17 protein-coding genes are annotated in these 19,512 nt (G+C 69.1%); 7 read left to right on the forward strand and 10 right to left on the reverse strand.

What is annotated here, in order from left to right; genetic code table 11:
- Positions 1-39 precede the first annotated feature (39 nt).
- Positions 40-2,946: an FAD-dependent oxidoreductase gene (locus tag O9344_RS05170; RefSeq protein ID WP_298473699.1), complete on the forward strand. Its 2,907-nt coding sequence runs from the start codon at positions 40-42 to the stop codon at positions 2,944-2,946.
- Here O9344_RS05170 and O9344_RS05175 read toward each other — a convergent pair.
- From O9344_RS05175 to O9344_RS05195, 5 genes are all read right to left on the reverse strand, one after another.
- Entirely contained in the window at positions 2,943-4,202 is a 1,260-nt protein-coding gene (locus O9344_RS05175) for a M20/M25/M40 family metallo-hydrolase (RefSeq protein WP_298473702.1), read from the reverse strand. The two genes, O9344_RS05170 and O9344_RS05175, sit on opposite strands and share 4 nt — an antisense overlap.
- A 7-nt stretch (positions 4,203-4,209) precedes the next feature.
- Positions 4,210-5,157, reverse strand: a complete 948-nt coding sequence (locus O9344_RS05180; protein ID WP_298473705.1) for a hypothetical protein — start codon at positions 5,155-5,157, stop codon at positions 4,210-4,212.
- 77 nt (positions 5,158-5,234) lie between these two features.
- Positions 5,235-6,959 carry an L-arabinonate dehydratase gene (gene araD / locus O9344_RS05185; RefSeq protein ID WP_298473707.1) on the reverse strand — a complete coding sequence of 575 codons (1,725 nt, stop codon included), beginning with the start codon at positions 6,957-6,959 and terminating at the stop codon, positions 5,235-5,237.
- Between the two features lie 47 nt (positions 6,960-7,006).
- Positions 7,007-7,927, reverse strand: coding sequence for a dihydrodipicolinate synthase family protein (locus O9344_RS05190; RefSeq protein WP_298473710.1), 921 nt, complete (start codon positions 7,925-7,927; stop codon positions 7,007-7,009).
- The gene (locus tag O9344_RS05195; RefSeq protein WP_298473713.1) at positions 7,914-8,621 is read right to left on the reverse strand and encodes a GntR family transcriptional regulator; all 708 of its coding nucleotides are present in this window, start codon (positions 8,619-8,621) and stop codon (positions 7,914-7,916) included. The genes O9344_RS05190 and O9344_RS05195 overlap by 14 nt, the downstream gene beginning before the upstream one ends.
- 146 nt (positions 8,622-8,767) lie before the next feature.
- On the opposite strand from O9344_RS05195, the gene O9344_RS05200 reads away from it, so the two are divergent.
- Positions 8,768-9,499, forward strand: a complete 732-nt coding sequence (locus tag O9344_RS05200) for a ribonuclease activity regulator RraA (protein ID WP_298473716.1) — start codon at positions 8,768-8,770, stop codon at positions 9,497-9,499.
- 18 nt (positions 9,500-9,517) lie between these two features.
- Here O9344_RS05200 and O9344_RS05205 read toward each other — a convergent pair whose 3' ends face one another.
- Positions 9,518-11,083 (reverse strand): DHA2 family efflux MFS transporter permease subunit, encoded by a 1,566-nt coding sequence (locus O9344_RS05205; protein WP_298473894.1) that lies wholly within the window; start codon positions 11,081-11,083, stop codon positions 9,518-9,520.
- 17 nt (positions 11,084-11,100) lie between these two features.
- Positions 11,101-12,285: an HlyD family secretion protein gene (locus O9344_RS05210; RefSeq protein ID WP_298473719.1), complete on the reverse strand. Its 1,185-nt coding sequence runs from the start codon at positions 12,283-12,285 to the stop codon at positions 11,101-11,103.
- A gap of 107 nt (positions 12,286-12,392) precedes the next feature.
- Here O9344_RS05210 and O9344_RS05215 point away from each other — a divergent pair, with 107 nt between their 5' ends.
- Positions 12,393-13,049 carry a TetR/AcrR family transcriptional regulator gene (locus O9344_RS05215; protein WP_298473722.1) on the forward strand — a complete coding sequence of 219 codons (657 nt, stop codon included), beginning with the start codon at positions 12,393-12,395 and terminating at the stop codon, positions 13,047-13,049.
- 120 nt (positions 13,050-13,169) lie between these two features.
- Positions 13,170-14,156 carry a D-erythronate dehydrogenase gene (gene denD, locus O9344_RS05220; protein ID WP_298473725.1) on the forward strand — a complete coding sequence of 329 codons (987 nt, stop codon included), beginning with the start codon at positions 13,170-13,172 and terminating at the stop codon, positions 14,154-14,156.
- Here denD and O9344_RS05225 read toward each other — a convergent pair whose 3' ends face one another.
- The gene (locus O9344_RS05225) at positions 14,157-14,936 is read right to left on the reverse strand and encodes a hypothetical protein (protein WP_298473728.1); all 780 of its coding nucleotides are present in this window, start codon (positions 14,934-14,936) and stop codon (positions 14,157-14,159) included. It abuts the gene before it with no gap.
- A gap of 62 nt (positions 14,937-14,998) precedes the next feature.
- Here O9344_RS05225 and sfsA point away from each other — a divergent pair, with 62 nt between their 5' ends.
- A complete protein-coding gene (gene sfsA / locus O9344_RS05230; protein WP_298473731.1) occupies positions 14,999-15,712 on the forward strand; it encodes a DNA/RNA nuclease SfsA in 714 nt (237 codons plus the stop codon).
- A 74-nt stretch (positions 15,713-15,786) separates the two neighbouring features.
- Entirely contained in the window at positions 15,787-16,290 is a 504-nt protein-coding gene (locus O9344_RS05235) for a MaoC family dehydratase (protein WP_298473734.1), read from the forward strand.
- Positions 16,291-16,302: 12 nt separating this feature from the next.
- On the opposite strand, the gene O9344_RS05240 is transcribed toward O9344_RS05235, so the two are convergent.
- Both O9344_RS05240 and O9344_RS05245 read right to left on the reverse strand, forming a co-directional pair.
- Positions 16,303-16,515 carry an alkylphosphonate utilization protein gene (locus O9344_RS05240; RefSeq protein ID WP_298473737.1) on the reverse strand — a complete coding sequence of 71 codons (213 nt, stop codon included), beginning with the start codon at positions 16,513-16,515 and terminating at the stop codon, positions 16,303-16,305.
- 3 nt (positions 16,516-16,518) lie between these two features.
- A complete protein-coding gene (locus O9344_RS05245) occupies positions 16,519-17,604 on the reverse strand; it encodes a lysine-2,3-aminomutase-like protein (RefSeq protein WP_298473740.1) in 1,086 nt (361 codons plus the stop codon).
- A gap of 260 nt (positions 17,605-17,864) precedes the next feature.
- Here O9344_RS05245 and O9344_RS05250 point away from each other — a divergent pair, with 260 nt between their 5' ends.
- On the forward strand, positions 17,865-19,478 hold the full coding sequence (locus O9344_RS05250) for a phosphoenolpyruvate carboxykinase (RefSeq protein ID WP_108178977.1): 1,614 nt from the start codon (positions 17,865-17,867) through the stop codon (positions 19,476-19,478).
- The last annotated feature ends 34 nt before the right edge of the window (positions 19,479-19,512 follow it).

The following is a 19,512-nucleotide window of genomic DNA, read 5'->3' on the forward strand; positions in this document are numbered from 1 at the left end:
CGAAATAGTATATGCCTTGTATGCAAAGCGATAGGCAACATGACCCCGGCACCGCGTCCTGACCTCGCGCCGGAGGAGGCCCTCCGCTTCACCTTCGATGGACAGGCCTTTCTCGCCCGCCGCGGCGAGACGATCGGCGCCGCGCTCGCCGCACAGGGCATGGCGGCCCTGCGGCAGACGCGGAACGACCGGCCGCGCGGGATCCATTGCGGCATGGGCGCCTGTTTCGACTGCCTCGTCACGGTGGACGGCCGCACCGGGCTGCGCGCCTGCCTCGAGAAGGTGAGCGAGGGCATGGCCGTCGCCTCGGCCTCCGGCTCCGCCGAAACCCTCGGCGATCTCGCCCCGCTCGCCGCCGGCCCGCTGCCGCGCCGCGCGGTCGATGTGCTGGTGGTCGGCGCGGGTCCTGCCGGCGCCACAGCTGCTGCGCTCCTGGCCGAGGCCGGCGCCAGCGTCGTGGTCTGCGACGAGCGGGCGGCGACCGGCGGCCAATATTTCAAGCCGCGGCAGGTTGGCGATCCCGCAGCGCCTCCGGCCGACGCGCAATTCGCCGAGGGGCGGGCGCTGGAAGAGCGCCTCCGCCGCTCGGGTGCCGAACTCTGGGCCTCCTCGACCGTCTGGTACGCCTCGGCCGGCGAGGGCGTCGGCGTGCTGCGGCCCGAGGGCGCCTGCGTGGTCGAGCCGCGCTTCACCATCATCGCCACGGGCGCGAGCGAGCGACCCGTGCCGCTGCCGGGCTGGACCCTGCCGGGGGTGATGACGACAGGCGGCCTGCAGGGCCTCGTCCGCGCGCAAGAGGCGATCCCGGTGGGCCCCATCGTCATTGCGGGCTCCGGCCCCCTCAACATCCAGATGGCGCTGGAGCTGGTGAAGGCCGGGCACAGGCCCGCCGCCGTCATCGACATTGGTCCCGGCCCCTCGCTCGCCGCGCTCGCACCCCTCGCGCGGATGCTCACCGCCGACTGGCGGCTGACCCTCGCCGGCATGGCCCAGCTCGTGGCCCAGCGCCGCGCCGGCGTGCCCATGCTCTGGGGCAGCGCCATCACGGCGATCCATGGCGCCGACCGTGTCGAGGCGGTGGAGGTGCGAAAGGCCGATGGTGCCATCCTCCGCTTCGCTTGCCGCACCGTCGCGCTCAACATGGGTTTCCAGCCGCAGGCGGAGCTGGCCCGCCAGCTCGGTTGCCGGCTCACCTATGTCGACGCCGCTGCCGGCCATGTGGCGGTTGAGGCGGCCGACGATGGCGCCACAAGCGTGACCGGCATCCACGCCATTGGCGATGGCGCGGCCATCGGCGGCTCGCGCGTCGCTCTGGCGCAGGGTGCGCTGGCGGCGGGTTCCATCGCGGTGAAGCTTGGCCTCACGCCTCCCGCCGAGACCGCCACGGCGCCCGGCGACCTGGCGAAGGCCCGCCGCTTCCAGGCGGCGCTCTGGTCGCTCTTTACCCAGCCGAAATTCGACGCTGCGTTCATCGCCGACACGACCCATGTCTGCCGCTGCGAGGAAGTCACCGCCGGTGCCGTGCGCGAGGCCTGCCGCACGGCAAGTCCGACCCTCGCCGCCGTGAAGCGCCTGACCCGCGCCGGCATGGGCCGCTGCCAGGGACGGTTCTGCGCCGGTCCGCTCACCCGTCTTGTCGCGGCCGAGGGCGGCCCCGCGCCCGATGTCGGCGCCTTCTTCGCGCCGCGCCCGCCGGCCCGTCCCGTGCCGCTCGGCGCCATCGCGGTGGAGAAGGCGGAATGGGGCGGTCACCGCCAGTCCGCGCCGCCCGCCGTCTCGCCGCGCGTCGCGCTCGCGCGCGAGCCCTTCGGCCGCATCGACACCGATGTCGTGGTGATCGGCGCTGGCGTGGTCGGTTCCACCGTCGCCTGGGAGCTTGCCCGCTCGGGCGTCTCGGTCACCGTCGTCGACCGGCACGAGCCCAACGTTCAGGCCTCGGGCGCCAATGCCGGCAGCCTGCACGTCCAGCTCCTCTCCTTCGATTTCGGCGCCAAGGCCCAGGCCGGCGGACGGCCTGCGGCAGAGGTGCTGCGCATTGCCCCCGTCTCCATCCGCCTGTGGAAGGAGATCGAGGCCCTCTCCGGAGCCGACTTCGAAATGGCGACGCCGGGCGGCGTCATGGTCGGCGAGAGCGAGGCGGACATGGCCTTCCTCGCCCAGAAGACGGCGCTGGAGAAGAGCTACGGCATCGATTCCGAGCTGATCGGCGCCAACGAGCTGCGCAGCCTCGAACCGCTCATCGCGCCGCATTTCACCGGCGCCGCGCTCTGCCGTGACGAGGGCAAGATCAACCCTCTCAGAGCGACCCCCGCCATCGTCGCCATGGCGAAGGCCGCCGGCGCGCGGTTCGAGACCTTTGCCGGCGTCACGTCGATCGAACGCGATGGCACGGGTTGGCGCGTCGAGACCGAGGCTGGAACAGTGTTCGCCCGCCGCGTCGTGAATTGCGCCGGCGGCTGGGCCTCGCGCGTCGCGGCCATGGCGGCGCGGCCGATCCCCGTCCAGGGCGCGCCGCTGCAGATGATCGTCACCGAGCCTGGCCCCAAGATGGTCAAGCATCTCGTCGCCCATGCGAGCCGGCACCTGAGCCTCAAGCAGGCGGATACGGGCGGCCTCGTCATCGGCGGCGCCTGGCCGGCCTCGCTCGACCCGGCAACCGGCGCGAGCCATGTCGAGATGGCGAGCATCGAGGGCAATGCCTGGGTCGCCGCCCATGTCCTGCCGGCAGCGGCGCGGCTGCGTATCGTCCGGGTCTGGGCGGCGATGAACATCAATATCGACGGTGCGCCGATCCTCGGCGAGATGCCCGGCGCCCCCGGTTTCTTCAACTGCGTGACGTCGAACGGCTATTCTCTGGCGCCCGTCGTCGCGCGCATCACCCGCGACCTCATGGTTGACGGCCGCTCCGACCTCCCGCACGCCATGTTCGGGCTCGATCGCTTCTAGCCGCACCAGGCTTTCAGGATGTCGGCGACCACGGCCACGCAGCGCTCATGGTCGGCGGCATCCACCCATTCGTCGGCAAAGCCATTCTGGGTGAGATTGCCGCCGAGCGGCCCGAGCCCGATGCAGGGAATGCCCGCCTGCAGGATCGGCACGCGGATGTCGCTCGCCGTATGCACCGGATTGACGAAAGCCGGCTTGCCGACCACCGCGGTGATGGCGGCATCGGCTGCGCGGAACAGCGGATGATCCGCCGGCACCTCGGCGCCCGCGACGCCCGCGAGGAAGGCGATCTCGGGCTTCGGCAGGATGTCGAAGGGGGCTCGCGCGAAGACCGCTTCCACCGTCGCGGTGATCTCACCCTGCATGTCGGCGAGGCGCTCGCCGGGCGGCATGGACACCGCGCCCTCGATCTCGCCAGTGACCGCGATCGTGTTGCGCTTGCCCTCCACGCCCAGCCGGACATGGGAGACATGGAGATTGGTGGCGCGGCCGACGAAGTCGGCGATGCGGGCGTGGCGGATGCGCGCGCCACGGGCTGCGTCCAGCTCCGCGAGGGCCGCCAGAAGCACCGCCTGCACCGTTGCAGCGCTGACCGCGCGATGGGCAAAGGCGGTCTGGCCGGGTTCCACCGTCTCCGGCGCCTTGCCGGCAAAGGCGATCCGGAATTCGAGAAGCCCCGGCGTGCAGGCCTTCACCTCCGCCATGCCCATGCCGGACTCGGCGGGGTGCAGATAGAGCGCCGCGTCGGGCGGGGCCATGCGGGCGAGAAGGGCGGCGACGCCGCGCGCATGGCGCTTGCTCGGCGTCGAGGCGATGATGACGTCACCGGCCGGCCGCCAGCCATCGGCCTTGGCCAGCGCCAGGGAAGAGACCATCGCCGCCACGCCACTGAGGTCGTCAGCGACGCCGAAACCAACGATGCGCCCGTTACGCTCGACGCCGGCAAAGGGATCGATGCTCCAGCGGGAGAGGTCGCCCTGCGGCTCGCCGTCGGGATGGGCGAAGAGGATGAGGCTGCGTCCGCCGCCGCTGCCCTTGAGCCGTCCGACGACAGCGCGGCGCTGGCCTGGCTGAAGCGTCTGGCCGGTGGCGAATTCTTCTCTGAGCACGACGCCCGCCGGATCGTAGTCCATCGTTTCGACAGCGCAGCCGATCTCCGCCAGCGCCTGCCCGACGCGCTCCTGCACGGGACCCTCGCCGTCGCGGCCGAGGCGAGTGAGCTCTTGCAGGAAGGCTTTTGGCTTTGGGACCGGCATGGACATCTCAGGGCAGGGAAAGGCCGCGTCCGCTCAGGCGGGCGGCGGCAAGGATCTGGCGCGCGGCGACATTGTCCTCGAAGGCGCGGCCATCGGAGAGGACGATGCGCCGGCCTGCGGCGGGCGCGCTCAACCGCCCGGCGGCGAGATCGTCGATCCCGACAAGCGGCCGGGCGGCGACGGCATGGCCGGCCCATTGCCGGCGCAGCCGCTCGGGATGGTCGGAGATGACCGTCGCGGCCGATGTGACGAGGGCCGGGTCGAGCTCGTGAGCCTCTGGGTAGAAGGGTCCGACGCCGACCAGAATGCCATCGGCGGCGAGCGGCCCGAGCGGCAGCGGCGTCGCGGCCAGCGACAGCGTCACCAGCGCTTCGGCACGGGTGCCGATCCAATCGAGGTCAACGGCCTCGCAGCAGGCCGCGACAGGAGGTGGCAGGCCCGTCACGAAGGCTTCTGCCGCGCCTCGTCCGCGCGAGGCTGATGCGACGAGGATCCGCGCGGCGATGCCGGTCTCGATGAGAACCCGCGCATGGGTCATGGCCTGCAGCCCCGTGCCGGCCAGCGCGACCGTTGCGCTCCTAACCCCGAGCAGGCGCAGCGCCAGCGCCGTCACCGCCGCCGTGCGATAGGCCGTCAGCCTGCGGGCCGAAAGAATGGCGGCGATCTGTCCGGTGGCGGGCTCCGCCAGCACCACCACGGCGTCGATCTCGGGCCGCCCCTCCGCCGCATTGGCCGGTCGTCCCGCCAGAACCTTGGCCGAGGCTGGGCCATCGGCGAGATCCACCGCCGGGAAGACCGAGAGATAGCCGGTCGCGCCATCCGTGCCGTCGATGCGCGCCGCGTCATGCTCGGTGAAGCGGGCGAGCCCGGCAAAGGCCTTGGCCAACCCGTCGACCAGCGCCGCCGGGTCGACGAGCGCCTCGACATCCGCTTCGCCAAGCCAGAGAACCGCCATGGCGCGGAGACTGTCACGCGCCCCGGCGGCCGTCCATGCCGGGGCGGCTTCTGCCACCCCCGCGCGCGGCGCGGGGTTTAGTGGATCTCAGGCTCGGGGATCTTCGCCGTGCCTTCGAGGAAGTCGAAGTCACAGCCCTGGTCGGCCTGGCGGATATGCTCCGCCGACATCTTGCCCCAGCCGCGCGGATAGTCGCGGTCGGGCGGCGTCCAGGCGGCGATGCGCGCGGCGATCTCGGCCTCGGTGAGGTTGACCGAGATGGAGCGCGCCTCCACATCGACGCTGATGAGGTCGCCGGTCCTGACCGCCGCGAGCGGCCCGCGCACATAGGCTTCCGGCGCCACATGCAGCACGCAGGCGCCATAGCTGGTGCCGGACATGCGCGCGTCCGAGATGCGCAGCATGTCGCGCACGCCCTGCTTCAGCAGCTTCTTCGGGATGGGCAGCATCCCCCATTCCGGCATGCCCGGTCCGCCGACCGGGCCGGCATTCTTCAGCACCATGACATGGTCGGCGGTGACGTCGAGATTCTCGTCGCTCACGGCTTTCGACATCTCGTCATAGGTCTCGAAGACCAGGGCTGGGCCGGTATGCTTGAGGAGGCGCGGCTCGGCCGCCGACGGCTTGATGACGCAGCCGCCGGGAGCAAGGTTGCCGCGCAGGACGGCAAGGCCGTTCTCGGTCGAGACGGGCTTGTCCAGCGGGCGGATGATGTCCGCGTCATAGACCTGCGCGAGGTCGATCATTTGCGAGAGCGGCTTGCCCGACACCGTCATGGCGTCGGTGTGCAGGAGGCTCTTCAGCTGCTTCAGCAGGGCCGGCAGGCCACCCGCATAGTAGAAATCCTCCATCAGGAAGCCGCCGGAGGGCCGGATATTGGCGATGACCGGCACCTTGCGGGAGAAGGCGTCGAAATCGTCCGGGGTCAGCGGCACGCCGGCGCGGCCCGCCATGGCGATGAGGTGGATAATGGCATTGGTGGAGCCCGCCACGGCCATGTGAACCACCAGGGCGTTCTCGAAGCTTTGCCGGGTGAGGATCTTGTCCGGCGTCAGGTCGTCCCAGACCATCTCGACGATCCGCTTGCCGGCCATGGCGGCCATGCGGGGATGGGCTGAATCCGCTGCCGGAATGGCCGAGGCGCCCGGCAGGGTCAGGCCGAGCACCTCGGCATGGCTCATCATGGTGGCGGCGGTGCCCATCACCATGCAGGTGCCGAAGGAGCGGGCGATGCCCGTCTCCATGTCGTTCCACTGCGCTTCCGTGATGTTGCCGGCTTCCTTTTCTGCCCAGTACTTCCACACATCCGAGCCCGAGCCGAGGGTCTTGCCCGCCCAGTTGCCGCGCAGCATGGGCCCGGCCGGCACGAAGATGAAGGGCAGGCCGGCGCTGGTCGCGCCCATGACGAGCGCAGGCGTGGACTTGTCGCAGCCGCCGAGCAGCACCACGCCGTCGAGCGGGTGGGAGCGGATCGATTCCTCCGTCTCCATGGCGAGGAAGTTGCGGTAGAGCATGGTCGTCGGCTTCTGGTACTGCTCCGACACCGACATGACCGGGATCTCCACGGGGAAGCCGCCCGCCGCCCAGACGCCGCGCTTCACGGCTTCCGCGCGGTCGCGCAGATGCAGGTGGCAGGGGTTCACGTCGGACCAGGTGTTGATGATGCCGATGACCGGCTTGCCCATGAACTCGTCGCGGCCATAGCCCATCTGCAGCGTGCGGGAGCGATGGCCGAACGAGCGCATGTCGCTGGTCCCGAACCAGCGGTAGCTGCGCAGATCCTTCGGCGACTTCTTCGACATGGGACGTTCCTCAGGCTTGTTGTTCTGGAGATGTCAGGCGTTCGGGGTCACTCAGCGGCGGCGGCCGGCAGCACGCCCCAGCCGGTCATGATGCGGGTCAGCTCCGCCTTCTCCTGCGCGTTGAGCGCGGGCAGGCCGGGCAGGCGCACCGGGCCCATCGGCAGGCACATCAGCGCCATCGCCTCCTTCACCACCGTGACATTGGCGCCGTTGCCGTACTTCGTGCGCATGTGCTCGAAGCCGGCAATGGCCGTAACGCCGGCGCGGGCCGTGGCGAAGTCGCCGGCCTCGAGCGCCTGCCAGATCGCGAGCGAGCGCTCCGGCACGACATTGACGAGGCCGGAGGTGAAGCCACGGCCGCCCAGCGCGTAGAAGGGCGCTGCCCAGCCCTCGGCGAGGCCGCAGATCCACACCGCCGAGGTGCCGGCGGTGGTGCGCACGCAATCGGCGAAGAGCATGAGGTTTGCGCTGGCGAACTTCACGCCGGCGACATTCGGATGGGTCGCGACGCGCGACAGGTCGGCGACGCCCATGGCGTCGGAGCGGATATAGGCGACGACCGGCACGGTCAGCGCCTCGGCGATCGCGACGATGTAGTCGGCCTGCGATTGCGGCGCGGCGAAGGGGTCGAGCGGGTGATGCACCATCACCGCGTTGCAGCCGGCGCTGGCTGCGGCGCGGCCGGCCTCGATCGCTTCCTTCAGCGAGCGGCCGATGCCGGCGGTCACCATGGCCTTGCCGGCAGCCGCCTCTGCCGCCACCGCATGGGTGCGGGCGATCTCGGCCGGGGTCATCGGATAGAACTCGCCGGTATTGCCGGCGGCGACGATGTTGTGGATGCCGGCCTCGGCAATGGTGCGGACGATGCGCGCCATGGTCGGCCAATGCGGATTGCCGTCCGCGTCATAGGGCGTGGCATGGACGCCGGAAATGCCGGTCAGGGCGGCCTTCACGTCAATCGCAGTCATAGTCGAGATCCTTCAGGACATCGCCGAAAACGAGGTGAACATGCTCCCGGGCGGAGCGGAGGATGTGCCGCTTCATGCGCGTCTCGGCGAGGCGAGGGTCGCGCCCCGCCAGCGCCGCGTAGATGTCGCGGTGCTCGGCGAAGCCCGCCTGCCGCTGGCCGGGCTCGGAGAGCAGCGAGAGGCGCTGCGCCGTGTCGTACATGCGCTGGCCGTCGAGGCGGCGCTCGAGATAGTGGCAGCCCGAGGCCTGGTGGATGGCGCCGTGGAAGCTCTCGTTGAGGCGCACGAGATCCTCCAGCGCGCCATGGGCGGTGGCATGTTCCATCTCCTCCACGAGCCCTGAGAGGTTGGCCAGCCCCTCCGCCGAAATGGTCTTGGCGGCGATATGGGCCATGACGCTTTCGAGCGAGGCGCGCCCCAGAGCCATCTCGAAGGCCTGCCGCGCCGAGAACAGCACAAAGACGCCGCGCCGCGCCTCGATGCGCACGAGGCCCTCGCCCTCCAGCATGCGGATGGCGTCCTTCACCGGCGTGGTCGAGACCCCCAGCATGTCGGCGAGCTGGCGCTCGTTGAGCCGCTCTCCCGTCGCAAATCGCCCGGCGACGATCGAGGCCCGCAGGCGCTCATGGACGTGTTCGCGCAGGCTGCGGGTCAGGATCGGATCGACGGGGGGAAGGGCGGTGGCGGTGGTCATGGTCGGGTCCGGCGGCGGCGACGCCGCGGCATCGGGCGCTTTCTGATCACAGAACGCAAGCATCTGCAATCTGAAATTTCAGATTTCATGTCTCAGGCCAACATGGTACGGAACGGCCTCCACTGGACCTCTGCGGGACGGATGTCATGACCACAAAGACCGGGCCCACTGCCCTCACCGACGAGAACCGCTTGAAGCTCAGGCGCGTCTCCACCGCGACGCTCACCACCGCATTGTTCAAGCGCGGCTTCCGCAACCAGTTCATCCAGGACGTTCGGCCGCTGAACCCCGCCGCCCCGCGCATGGTCGGCGAGGCCTACACGCTGCGCTACATCCCCGCGCGCGAGGACCTCGACCATCTCGGCGTCTTCGAGGACTGGGAGCATCCCCAGCGCAAGGCGGTGGAGGAATGCCCGCCCGGCCATGTCATGGTCATCGACAGCCGCAAGGACGCCCGCGCCGCCTCGGCCGGCGGCATCCTCATCTCCCGCCTGCACCAGCGCGGCGTCGCCGGCATCGTCACCGATGGCGGCTTCCGCGACAGCCCGGAGATCGCCGGCATGGACTTCGCCGTCTATCACAACCGGCCGAGCGCCCCGACCAACCTCATCCGCCACCACGCCACCGACATCAACGTGCCGATCGGCTGCGGCGACGTGCCGGTCTTCCCCGGCGACATCGTGGTGGGCGATGGCGAGGGCGTCGTGGTGATCCCCGCCCATCTCGCCAACGAGATTGCCGCCGAGACCTACGAGCAGACGGCCTTCGAGGACTTCGTCGAGGAGAAGGTGCGCGAGGGCCGCACCATCTTCGGGCTCTACCCCGCCAACGAGGCGACCAAGGCCGAATTCAAGGCCTGGCGCCCCACCTGGACGTGAGACCAGGACGGCCCGGGCTCAATGCGCCCCGGCCGCTCCCGCTGGCTGGGGCTTCCGCATCACCGGGATGAGCAGCAGCATCATCAGGAACAGCACGGTCAGCGCCAGGAACACATCGCCGAGCGCCATGACGAAGGCCTCGCGGCGCACCATGGCCGCCATCTGCTTGATCGCCGCCAGCTCGGCGTCGGAGCCGAGCGACTGATATTGCTGGGTAAGGCCGGCGAGGGTTTCTTCCGCCGTGGTGCGCCCCCAGGCGACGGAGTCGTGCAGCCGCTGCAGGTGCAGGTCGGTGCGGTTGTTCATCAGCGTGTTGATGAGTGCGAGGCCCACCGCGCCGCCGAGGTTGCGGGTGAGGTTGTAGAGGCCGGCGGCGTTCTTCATCCGCGCCGGCGGCATGGTGCCGAGCGACAGGTTGTTGATCGGCACCATGCAGAGCATCAGCGCCGAACCGCGCAGCACCTGTGGGATGACGAGATCGCCGAAGGTCCAGTCCTTGGTGATGAAGCTCGCCTGCCAGGTGCCGGCGGCGAAGAGGACGAAGCCGCAGGCCATCATCAGCCGGAGGTCGACGGTCCGCGACAGCCGCCCGACAATGGGGGCCGAGATGAACATGACGATGCCGGTGAGGAACATGGTCTCGCCGATCATCAGCGCCGAGAAGCCGCGCACCCGGCTGAGATAGACGGGGTAGAGATAGGTCAGGCCGTAGAGGCCGATGCCGCAGATGAAGGAGGCAAGGCACCCGCTCCAGAAATTGCGGTTGCCGAAGGCCGTCAGGTCGACGATCGGCACCTCCTGGGTGAAGGCGCGCCAGAAGAAGGCCACCGCCCCGGTGACGCAGAGCACCGCGCAGATGAGCACCAGATGGTCCTGGAACCAGTCCTTGTTCGGCCCTTCCTCCAGCACGAATTCCAGGCAGCCGAGGAAGACCGCCATCCCGGCGAGGCCGATCCAGTCGAAGCGCTTCAGCAGGGCAGGCTCCGGCCTGTCGAAATCGACCAGCCGCCAGACCATCAGGCAGACGATGATGCCGGCCGGCACGTTGATGAGGAACAGCCAGTGCCAGGAGAAGAGGTCGGTGAGATAGCCGCCGACGGTGGGGCCGATGGTCGGGGCGAGCGTTGCCACCATGCCGATCATCGGCGAGATCACCGCCCGCTTCGACGGCGGGAAGGCGGTGAAGGCCGTGGCGAAAACGGTCGGGATCATCGCCCCGCCGAGAAAACCCTGCAGCGCCCGCCAGATGATCATCTCGGTGATCGAGCTGGACATGGCGCACATCAGGCTCATCAGCGTGAACCCGGCGCAGGAGACGGTGAAGATCACCCGCGTCGACAGGGCCCGCGACAGCAGGCCCGATAGCGGGATCATGATGACCTCGGCGATGAGATAGGAGGTCTGGACCCAGGAGATCTCGTCGGCGCTGGCGGACAGCCCCGCCTGGATCTCGGCCAGCGAGGCCGAGACGATCTGGATGTCCAGGATCGCCATGAACATGCCGAAGACCATGGCGAGGAAGGCGAAGACCCGGGACAGCGGCACCTTGTCCGCCGGCGCGGCCGCCGGTGGCGCCGCGGTCATGGTGCCCGCCGCGGCGCTCACGGCTGCGACCGTGCGGTCAGCGCCTGGCCGCCTTCGGTTGGCTGGGCGCGACGGTCGACCGCCCCGACCTTCGAGGGGGCCGCGCCGCCATCGGTGCGAATGGAGACCACCACCGACATGCCGGGGCGAAGCCGCCCCTCCGCCAGGGTCTCCGCGGTGAGGCGGATGCGCACGGGAATGCGCTGGACGATCTTGGTGAAGTTGCCGGTGGCGTTCTCCGGGGGCAGCAGCGAGAACTGCGATCCGGAGGCCGGCGAAATGCTGTCGACGCGCCCCGCCACCACCCTCCCGGCGAAGGCGTCCACGGCCACCGTCGCCGGCTCGCCGATGGCGATACGGGCGAGCTGCGTTTCCTTCAGGTTCGCCTCGACATAGGTCGTGCTGGTGTCGACGAGGGCAAGCAGACGCGTGCCGGCCTGCACATACTGGCCGACCTGCACCGCCCGGTTGCCGACGACGCCGTCGATGGGGGCGCGGATCTCGCTGAAGGCGAGGTCGCGGCGGGCGCGGTCGAGGGCGGCCTCGAGCTCCACCCTGGTGCGCTGGGCCTCGGCGAGCTGCGCCTTCAGCACCGCGGTCTGGGCTTCCGCACCGAGGATGGCGGCCTTGGCCTGGGCGATCTGCGCGCGGTTGCGCTCACGGTCGGCCTTGGCGGTGTCCAGCGCCGCCTGGCTGGTGAATTCCTGGCTGAGCAGCCGCTGGGCGCGGGCGAGCGCGGCCTCGACGCGCGGCGTATCGGCTTCCACCGCCGAGAGCTGGGCGCGGGCCTGCGCCACCGCAGCGCCCTGCGCCTCGACCTGCGTCTCGATCCGCTGGATCGTCGCGTCCTGAGTGGCGATGCGGGCCGCGGCGGAGTCCACGCCAAGCCGGTAGTCGCCGTCGTCGATCTTCGCCAGCAGGTCGCCGGCCTCCACCGCCGCATTGTCGCGCGCCACGACCTGCGTGACATAGCCGGCGATCTTGGCGGCCAGCACTGTCGTGTCGGCCTTCACATAGGCATCGTCCGTCGAGACCGTGAAGCGGCCATTCACCCACCAGTCCCAGCCGAACCAGCCGCCGACCGACAGGGCCGCCAGCGCGAAGAGCACGAGGATGCGGGCGGGGCGGCGGCTCTTCGGGGCGGGGATTGGCGGCACCGGCGCCGCACCGGCGGCGGGGGACGAAACGGGGGTCTCGGCCATGACGGCCTCCGGTGAACTGAACAGTTTAGTTTTATCTTGACTTAGCCCGCTACCTCGGCGAGGACAAGGGCCGACGCCGGGCGATCCGGCATGGGAGATGGGCACAAATGGGTGATCGGCTGGCCGAGCCCGCTGTCGCGACGGCCCCTGACCTCGACTCCGCCAAGCGGCGGCAGATCCTCGACGGCGCGCGCCGGGTGTTCTTCGAGCGCGGCTTCGAGGCGGCGAGCATGGACGCCATCACCCGCGCTGCGGGCGTCTCCAAGGCGACGGTCTACGCCTATTTCCCCAGCAAGGAGGACCTGATCGTCGCGCTCGTCACCATCGAGAAGCGCGAGCAGGCCGAGCGTTTTGCACTCCCCTCCGATGACCATCGTCCTCTCGCCGAGGTTCTCGCCGAACTCGGCACCCGCACCCTCCTCGCCATGGCGCGACCCGAGGCCGTGCAGCGCCTGCGCCTTGCTGTCGGCGTGGCGGCGCGCATGCCGGAGATCGGCCGCGCCTTCTTCGAGGACGGCCCGCAATTCTCCACCCGCCGGCTCGGCGACTATTTCGCGCGGCTCGTCGCCGAAGGCCGCCTCACCGCGGCCGATCCCTACCGCGCCGCCCGCCAGTTCCTCGACCTCTGCCTCGCCGATACCAGCCGCGCCATCATCTTCGGCATGGACCCGACCGTGACTGCCGAAGACGCCGCAGCCCATGCCCGCATGGCGACCGAGACCTTCCTGCGCGCCTATCCGGCGGCCGACCCCACCGCCCGCTGACCGGCCCCAGCCGCCGCTTCCCGTTCCGCGCACGGCGCCCCTTCGCGCAAGCACCATTCCCCGCCGTCGCATGCCGCGCTAGCGTGCCGTTCAAATCGATTCAAAAACGAGGACACGCCCATGCATATCCTGATCATCGGCGCCGCCGGCATGATCGGCCGCAAGCTCACGGAACGCCTGGTGAAGGACGGCGGGCTCGGCGGCAAGCCGGTCACCGCATTGTCGCTGGTCGACGTGGTCGCGCCCGAGGCACCCGCCGGCTTTTCCGGCAAGGTGACGAGCTGGGCGGTCGACATCTCCTTTCCCAACACCGCCGGCCCCATGGTCGCCGGCCGCCCGGACGTGATCTTCCACCTCGCCGCCATCGTCTCCGGCGAGGCCGAGGTCGATTTCGACAAGGGCTACCGCATCAATCTCGATGGCACCCGCCAGCTCTTCGAGGCGATCCGCCAGGAAGGCGTCAAGGCGCCCTATCACCCGCGCGTCGTCTTCACCTCCTCCATCGCCGTCTATGGCGCGCCCTTCCCCGACGCCATCCATGACGAGTTCTTCCTCACCCCGCTGACCAGCTACGGCACGCAGAAGGCCATCGGCGAACTGCTGCTCGCCGACTATTCCCGAAAGGGCTTCTTCGACGGCGTCGGCATCCGCCTGCCGACCATCTGCGTGCGCCCCGGCAAGCCCAACAAGGCGGCTTCGGGCTTCTTCTCCAACATCATCCGTGAGCCGCTGGTCGGCCAGGAAGCGATCCTGCCCGTCGGCGAGGACGTGGTGCACACCCATGCGAGCCCGCGCTCGGCGGTGGGCTTCCTCATCCATGCCGCGACCATGGACACCGCCCAGCTCGGCTGGCGGCGCAGCCTCGCCATGCCCGGCGTCGCAGCCTCGGTCGGCGAGCAGCTTGAGGCGTTGCGCAAGATCGGCGGCGACAAGGCACTGAAGCTCGTCCGTCGCGAGCCGGACGAGCTCATCATCCGCATCGTCTCCGGCTGGTCGCGCCGCTTCGACGCCAAGCGCGCAGCCTCCCTCGGCTTCAAGGCGGAGACGAGTTTCGAGGAGATCGTCCGCGCCCATGTCGAGGACGAGCTCGGGGGGAAGGTGGGGTGATCAGTCGCCACTGATCCAGATTTCGGGCCGGTCAGGGCGGACGGCCGACACAACTTTGACAATGATGGGCCGGCGGAGGGCGGCGGAGACGTCGTCCGCCAGCTGCTTCGCTACGTCCTTGTCCATGGTCGGATTGACGCGGATCTCATTCCAGGATCCGGTCGTCTTGCCGGTCATGTTCTCCGCTGCTTCCACCCGCCACCCATTGTTTCGAAGGCTGTTCTCAAGCGTTGACAGCTTGGCGGGAGCGACGCCGAGATATTGCGGGAAGACGCGGTAGTTCGCGAGCAAGGACGCCGCCGCCCGAGGGTTGTTCGCCGGTATGCCTGCTGGAGAAACGGGAGCAGGTGGGGCCGGAGGCACCTGGACACCGGCGACTTGGCAAGAGGACCGCGGCGACAGATTGAGGAGGCATGCCGCCGGCCTCGGCCAGTCCGTTAGCCAGGCGATCAGCGGAATAACCAGAACCATGCCGAAGACAGTGAGCATGAACCGAACGAACCACACCACGGTGGCAGCCATCCCGGGAATGCTGAGCAGATTGGCGGCTACGGTGGAGATTACGGCGAGGACGACGAGCAGCACGATTGCCCCGACGAGGATGATGAAGGCCATCGCCGGGTCATTTCCGAGATAGTTCATGGCGGCTGCCGCTGCTGCGGCGAGGATAGGCAGCATGACGGCGAGGCGGGCGAAGCCCGGATTGAGCTTGCCCATCTGGGCGAGCAGGTCGATCTGTGGCTTCAGGATCTGCATGTTCGTGCTAGGAGGCTGGGTCATCGCGATATCCTCTGGTCCGGCCGCTTCCCCCCGATCTCGCGTGGCTATTTGAGGTTCTGTCTGTGATATTCCTCACGCCGCTTGTCTCCGGCCGCCTGGTGAAGCGCTACAAGCGCTTCCTGGCGGACGTGATCCTCGACAGCGGCGAGGCGATCACGGCCCATTGCGCCAATCCCGGCTCGATGATGGGGCTGGCTGGCGAAGGTAATCGCGTCTGGTTGTCGAAATCCGACAACCCAGCCCGCAAGCTTAAGCATTCCTGGGAACTGGTGGAGTCCGATGTCGGCCGCGGGCCGGAGATGATCGGCATCAACACCGCCCATCCCAACACGCTGGTCGACGAGGCGATCCGCGACGGCACGATTGCCGAGCTCACTGGCTATCCGGACCTCAGGCGCGAGGTCGCCTATGGCAAGGCGAGCCGCGTCGACATGATGTTGAGCGGCGGCGATCGGCCGCCCTGCTATGTCGAGGTGAAGAACGTCCACCTCATGCGCCAGCCCGGCCTTGCCGAGTTCCCCGATTCGGTGACGGCGCGCGGCGCCAAGCATCTCGACGAGCTCGGCGACATGGTCGAGGCCGGGCACCGGGCGGTGATGGTGTTCCTCATCCAGTATGGCGGCGCAGACAGTTTCGCGCTGGCCCGCGACATCGACCGCGCCTATGGCGAGGCCTTCGACCGGGCGCGGACCCGCGGCGTCGAAATGCTGGCCTATCGCTGCCGCCTCACGCCCGAGGCGATCACGGTCGAGCGTCGCGTGCCGATCGACGCCTGAGCCGCCGGATGGCGGGCTTGCCGCAGGCCGAGCGCTTCGGCATCAAGGCGGCACGAACAGGCAGGAGTGAAGCGATGAGCGTGAAGCCGGGCTGGCAGGGCCGCTTCTTCGAGGATTTCGAGATCGGCGACGTCTACAAGCACCCGCTCGGGCGCACCGTCACCCAGGCCGACAACATCTGGTTCACGCTGCTGACCCAGAACACCGCCCATCCGCATTTCGACGCGAACTATGCCGAGCACACCGGTTTCGGCCGGCCGCTGGTCAATTCCTGCTTCACCATCGCGCTGGTGACCGGCCAGTCCGTCACCGACATCAGCCAGAACGTCTTCGCCAATCTCGGCTGGGACGAGGTGCGCCTGCCGCACCCGGTCTATGAGGGCGACACGATCTATTCGGAGACGGAGGTGCTGGAGAAGCGCGATTCCGGCTCGCGGCCGGAGGTCGGGATCCTGACGGTGCGCACCAAGGGCTACAGCCAGGCCGGCGACGTGGTGATCACCTTCAAGCGCACCGTCATGGTCTATCGCCGCGGCCAGGGGCCGGGCGGCAAGCACCGGCCCGAGCCGAAGGGGTGAGGGGCTGCCCCCTCACGCCTTCTTCAGGAACTCCGTCCGCAGCACCAGGCCCTTCACCTTGTCGACGCTGCATTCGACCTCGTCCGGATCGTCGGTGAGGCGGATGGACTTCACCCGCGTGCCGCGCTTCAGCGTCACCGAGGTGCCGCGCACCTTGAGGTCCTTGATCAGCGTGACGCTGTCGCCGTCCGTGAGGAGGGCCCCGTTCGAATCCCTGACGTCCATGGTTCAGCCCTCGGTGTCGTGCGGGGGATAGGGGTGGCGGCGGCCCTGCCAGTCCGCAACGTCGCCGTCGCCGAGATAGGCGGGCCCGACGGGGACCTTGCCCTCGCCGCCGGGAATGTCGAGCACATAGGTCGGCTGGGCGAGGCCCGAGAGCCGGCCGCGCAGCTGCGCCATCAGCGCCTGCCCCTCCGCGACCGACAGGCGGAAATGGGCGGTGCCCGGCGCCATATCGGGATGGTGCAGGTAATAGGGCTTCACCCGGTTGGCGACGAAGGCGCGCATGAGGCCGGCGAGCGTCTCGGCATCGTCATTGACGCCGCGCAGCAGCACGGACTGGCTGACCAGCGCGATGCCGGCATCGGCGAGGAGGCCAAGCGCCCGCTCGGCATCTGCCGTGAACTCGCGGGCATGGTTGGCGTGGACGGCGACATAGACCGCCTTTCCCGGCGCGCGGAGCGCCCGGGCATAGTCGGGCGTGATGCGCTCCGGCGCGACCACCGGCACGCGCGTGTGCCAGCGGATCACCTTCACATGGGGGATGGCGGCGATGGCCCGCGTCACCTCGCGCACCCGCCTGGCCGAGAGCACCATCGGGTCGCCGCCGGTGAGGATCACCTCGAAGATGGCCGGCCGCGCCGCGACATAGGCGAGCGCTGCGGACAATTCGCCTGCGTCCAATGCGCCCAGGCCCTCCGGCCCGACCATCTCGCGGCGGAAGCAGAAGCGGCAATAGACCGGGCAGGCATGGACGATCTTCAGGAGCACCCGGTCGGGATAGCGATGGACGATGCCCTTCACCGGCGAATGGGCCGCATCGCCGATCGGATCGGCGCGCTCCTCCGGCCGGATGTCGAGTTCGCGTGGATCGGGCAGGAACTGGCGCGCGATCGGGTCATCGGTGCCGCGCCCCGCCATCAACTCCGCCATGGCCGGGCTGACGGCAATCGCATAGCGGGTCCCGACTTTGGTCGCAGCCGCCACCGCCTCCGGCGCGACGAGCCCGGCGGCCGCGAGGTCGGCGCCGCTGCGCAGGGTGGGCGCCGCGCGGCGCGTTGGGGAAGGTGTCCCGGCATCCATGGCCCGCCTCATGGGCGGTCCGGCGGCCGATGGCAAGGGCATGTGCGCCATCCGGCCCAGCCGGGAGCCCCCGCACGGACCTTCCCGCCGTTCACCGCGTTCCCCAAAAACCCACGATTTCCCGCCTTGTACGCCGAGCGGTGGGCTTGCCGGCAAACAGCCTTTGGATTAGGGGGATCGCCTCCGCCGCGGCCCCCGTCCCCGGCGCCGACATCATGGCAGTGCACAGGCGCTCGCCGCGCCCTGACGAGGACCCGTAGGGGAGGACTTCCTTGGCCGAGACCGGAACCTGGAACAAGGCGCATGGGGCCGACGCGTTCGGCTTTTCGGGGCTCAAAGCCCTGCACTGGAACTATCTGGAGCCGAAGCTCGTCGAGGAATCGATCGCTCGCGGCGAGGCGAAGCTCTCCGCCGGCGGCCCGCTCGTCGCCGAGACCGGCCAGCACACCGGCCGTTCGCCCAAGGACAAGTTCGTCGTCCGTGACGCCACGACGGAAAACACGGTCTGGTGGGACAACAATGGCGCCATCACGCCCGAGGCCTTCGAACTCCTGAAGGCCGACATGCTGGAACATGCCAAGGGCCGCGAGCTCTTCGTGCAGGACTTGCATGGCGGTGCCGATCCGGCGACGCGCATCAAGACGCGCGTCTTTACCGAATATGCCTGGCACAACCTCTTCATCCGCAACCTGCTGATCCGTCCGAAGCACGAGGAGCTCGCCTCCTTCGTGCCGGATATGACCATTGTCGACCTTCCCTCGTTCAAGGCCGACCCGAAGAAGTACGGCGTGCGCACCGAGACGGTGATCGCCTGCGACTTCACCCGCAAGATCGTGCTGATCGGCGGCACCTCCTATGCCGGCGAGATGAAGAAGAGCGTCTTCACCATGCTCAACTTCCTCCTGCCGCCGCAGAAGGTCATGCCGATGCACTGCTCGGCCAATGTCGGCCCGAACGGCGACGTCGCCGTGTTCTTCGGCCTCTCCGGCACCGGCAAGACCACGCTGTCGGCTGATGCCTCGCGTACCCTCATCGGTGACGACGAGCATGGCTGGGGCAAGGACGGCATCTTCAACTTCGAGGGCGGCTGCTACGCCAAGGCGATCAAGCTGTCGCGTGAGGCGGAGCCCGAGATCTACGCCACCACCGAGCGCTTCGGCTCGGTGATGGAGAACGTGGTGATCGACCCCGTCACCCGCATCCCGGATTTCGACGACGGCTCGAAGACCGAGAACACCCGCGTCGCCTATCCGCTGCACTTCATCGCCAATGCCTCGGAGACCGGCCGCGCCGGCCATCCGAAGAACATCGTGATGCTGACTGCCGATGCCTTCGGCGTCATGCCGCCCATCGCCAAGCTGACCCCAGCGGAAGCGATGTACCACTTCCTCTCCGGCTTCACCGCGAAGGTCGCCGGCACGGAGAAGGGCGTCACCGAGCCGCAGCCGACCTTCTCGACCTGCTTCGGCGCACCCTTCATGCCGCGCCACCCGTCGGAATATGGCAACCTGCTGCGCGAGCTGATCGGCAAGCACCATGTCGATTGCTGGCTGGTGAACACCGGCTGGACCGGCGGCAAGCACGGCGTCGGCCGCCGCATGCCGATCTCGATCACCCGCCTGCTGCTGCGCTCGGCCCTCGACGGCTCGCTCAACCGCGCCGACTTCCGCCGCGATCCCTATTTCGGCTTCGCGGTGCCGACCTCGGTGCCGGGCGTGCCGCCGCACATGCTCTATCCGATCAAGACCTGGCGCGACAAAGCCGAGTTCGATGCGACCGCGCGCAAGCTCGTGCAGATGTTCCAGGACAATTTCGCCAAGTTCGAGCCCTATGTGGACGCCGACGTGAAGGCGGCGGCCCCCTCGGTGCAGCTCGCCGCCGAGTGAGCCTTGGTACCGACCTGAATGGAAAAGCCCGGCC

Origin of the sequence: Phreatobacter sp. (assembly GCF_027532945.1) — a bacterium.
Taxonomy (GTDB): domain Bacteria; phylum Pseudomonadota; class Alphaproteobacteria; order Rhizobiales; family Phreatobacteraceae; genus Phreatobacter.

Bases quoted from the DNA above. Each gene is read 5' to 3' on its own strand.
- O9344_RS05170 (WP_298473699.1), top strand. From the start codon at position 40: ATGACCCCGGCACCGCGTCCTGACCTCGCGCCGGAGGAGGCCCTCCGC.
- O9344_RS05175 (WP_298473702.1), bottom strand. From the start codon at position 4,202: ATGCCGGTCCCAAAGCCAAAAGCCTTCCTGCAAGAGCTCACTCGCCTC.
- O9344_RS05180 (WP_298473705.1), bottom strand. From the start codon at position 5,157: ATGGCGGTTCTCTGGCTTGGCGAAGCGGATGTCGAGGCGCTCGTCGAC.
- araD (WP_298473707.1), bottom strand. From the start codon at position 6,959: ATGTCGAAGAAGTCGCCGAAGGATCTGCGCAGCTACCGCTGGTTCGGG.
- O9344_RS05190 (WP_298473710.1), bottom strand. From the start codon at position 7,927: ATGACTGCGATTGACGTGAAGGCCGCCCTGACCGGCATTTCCGGCGTC.
- O9344_RS05195 (WP_298473713.1), bottom strand. From the start codon at position 8,621: ATGACCACCGCCACCGCCCTTCCCCCCGTCGATCCGATCCTGACCCGC.
- O9344_RS05200 (WP_298473716.1), top strand. From the start codon at position 8,768: ATGACCACAAAGACCGGGCCCACTGCCCTCACCGACGAGAACCGCTTG.
- O9344_RS05205 (WP_298473894.1), bottom strand. From the start codon at position 11,083: ATGACCGCGGCGCCACCGGCGGCCGCGCCGGCGGACAAGGTGCCGCTG.
- O9344_RS05210 (WP_298473719.1), bottom strand. From the start codon at position 12,285: ATGGCCGAGACCCCCGTTTCGTCCCCCGCCGCCGGTGCGGCGCCGGTG.
- O9344_RS05215 (WP_298473722.1), top strand. From the start codon at position 12,393: ATGGGTGATCGGCTGGCCGAGCCCGCTGTCGCGACGGCCCCTGACCTC.
- denD (WP_298473725.1), top strand. From the start codon at position 13,170: ATGCATATCCTGATCATCGGCGCCGCCGGCATGATCGGCCGCAAGCTC.
- O9344_RS05225 (WP_298473728.1), bottom strand. From the start codon at position 14,936: ATGACCCAGCCTCCTAGCACGAACATGCAGATCCTGAAGCCACAGATC.
- O9344_RS05235 (WP_298473734.1), top strand. From the start codon at position 15,787: ATGAGCGTGAAGCCGGGCTGGCAGGGCCGCTTCTTCGAGGATTTCGAG.
- O9344_RS05240 (WP_298473737.1), bottom strand. From the start codon at position 16,515: ATGGACGTCAGGGATTCGAACGGGGCCCTCCTCACGGACGGCGACAGC.
- O9344_RS05245 (WP_298473740.1), bottom strand. From the start codon at position 17,604: ATGAGGCGGGCCATGGATGCCGGGACACCTTCCCCAACGCGCCGCGCG.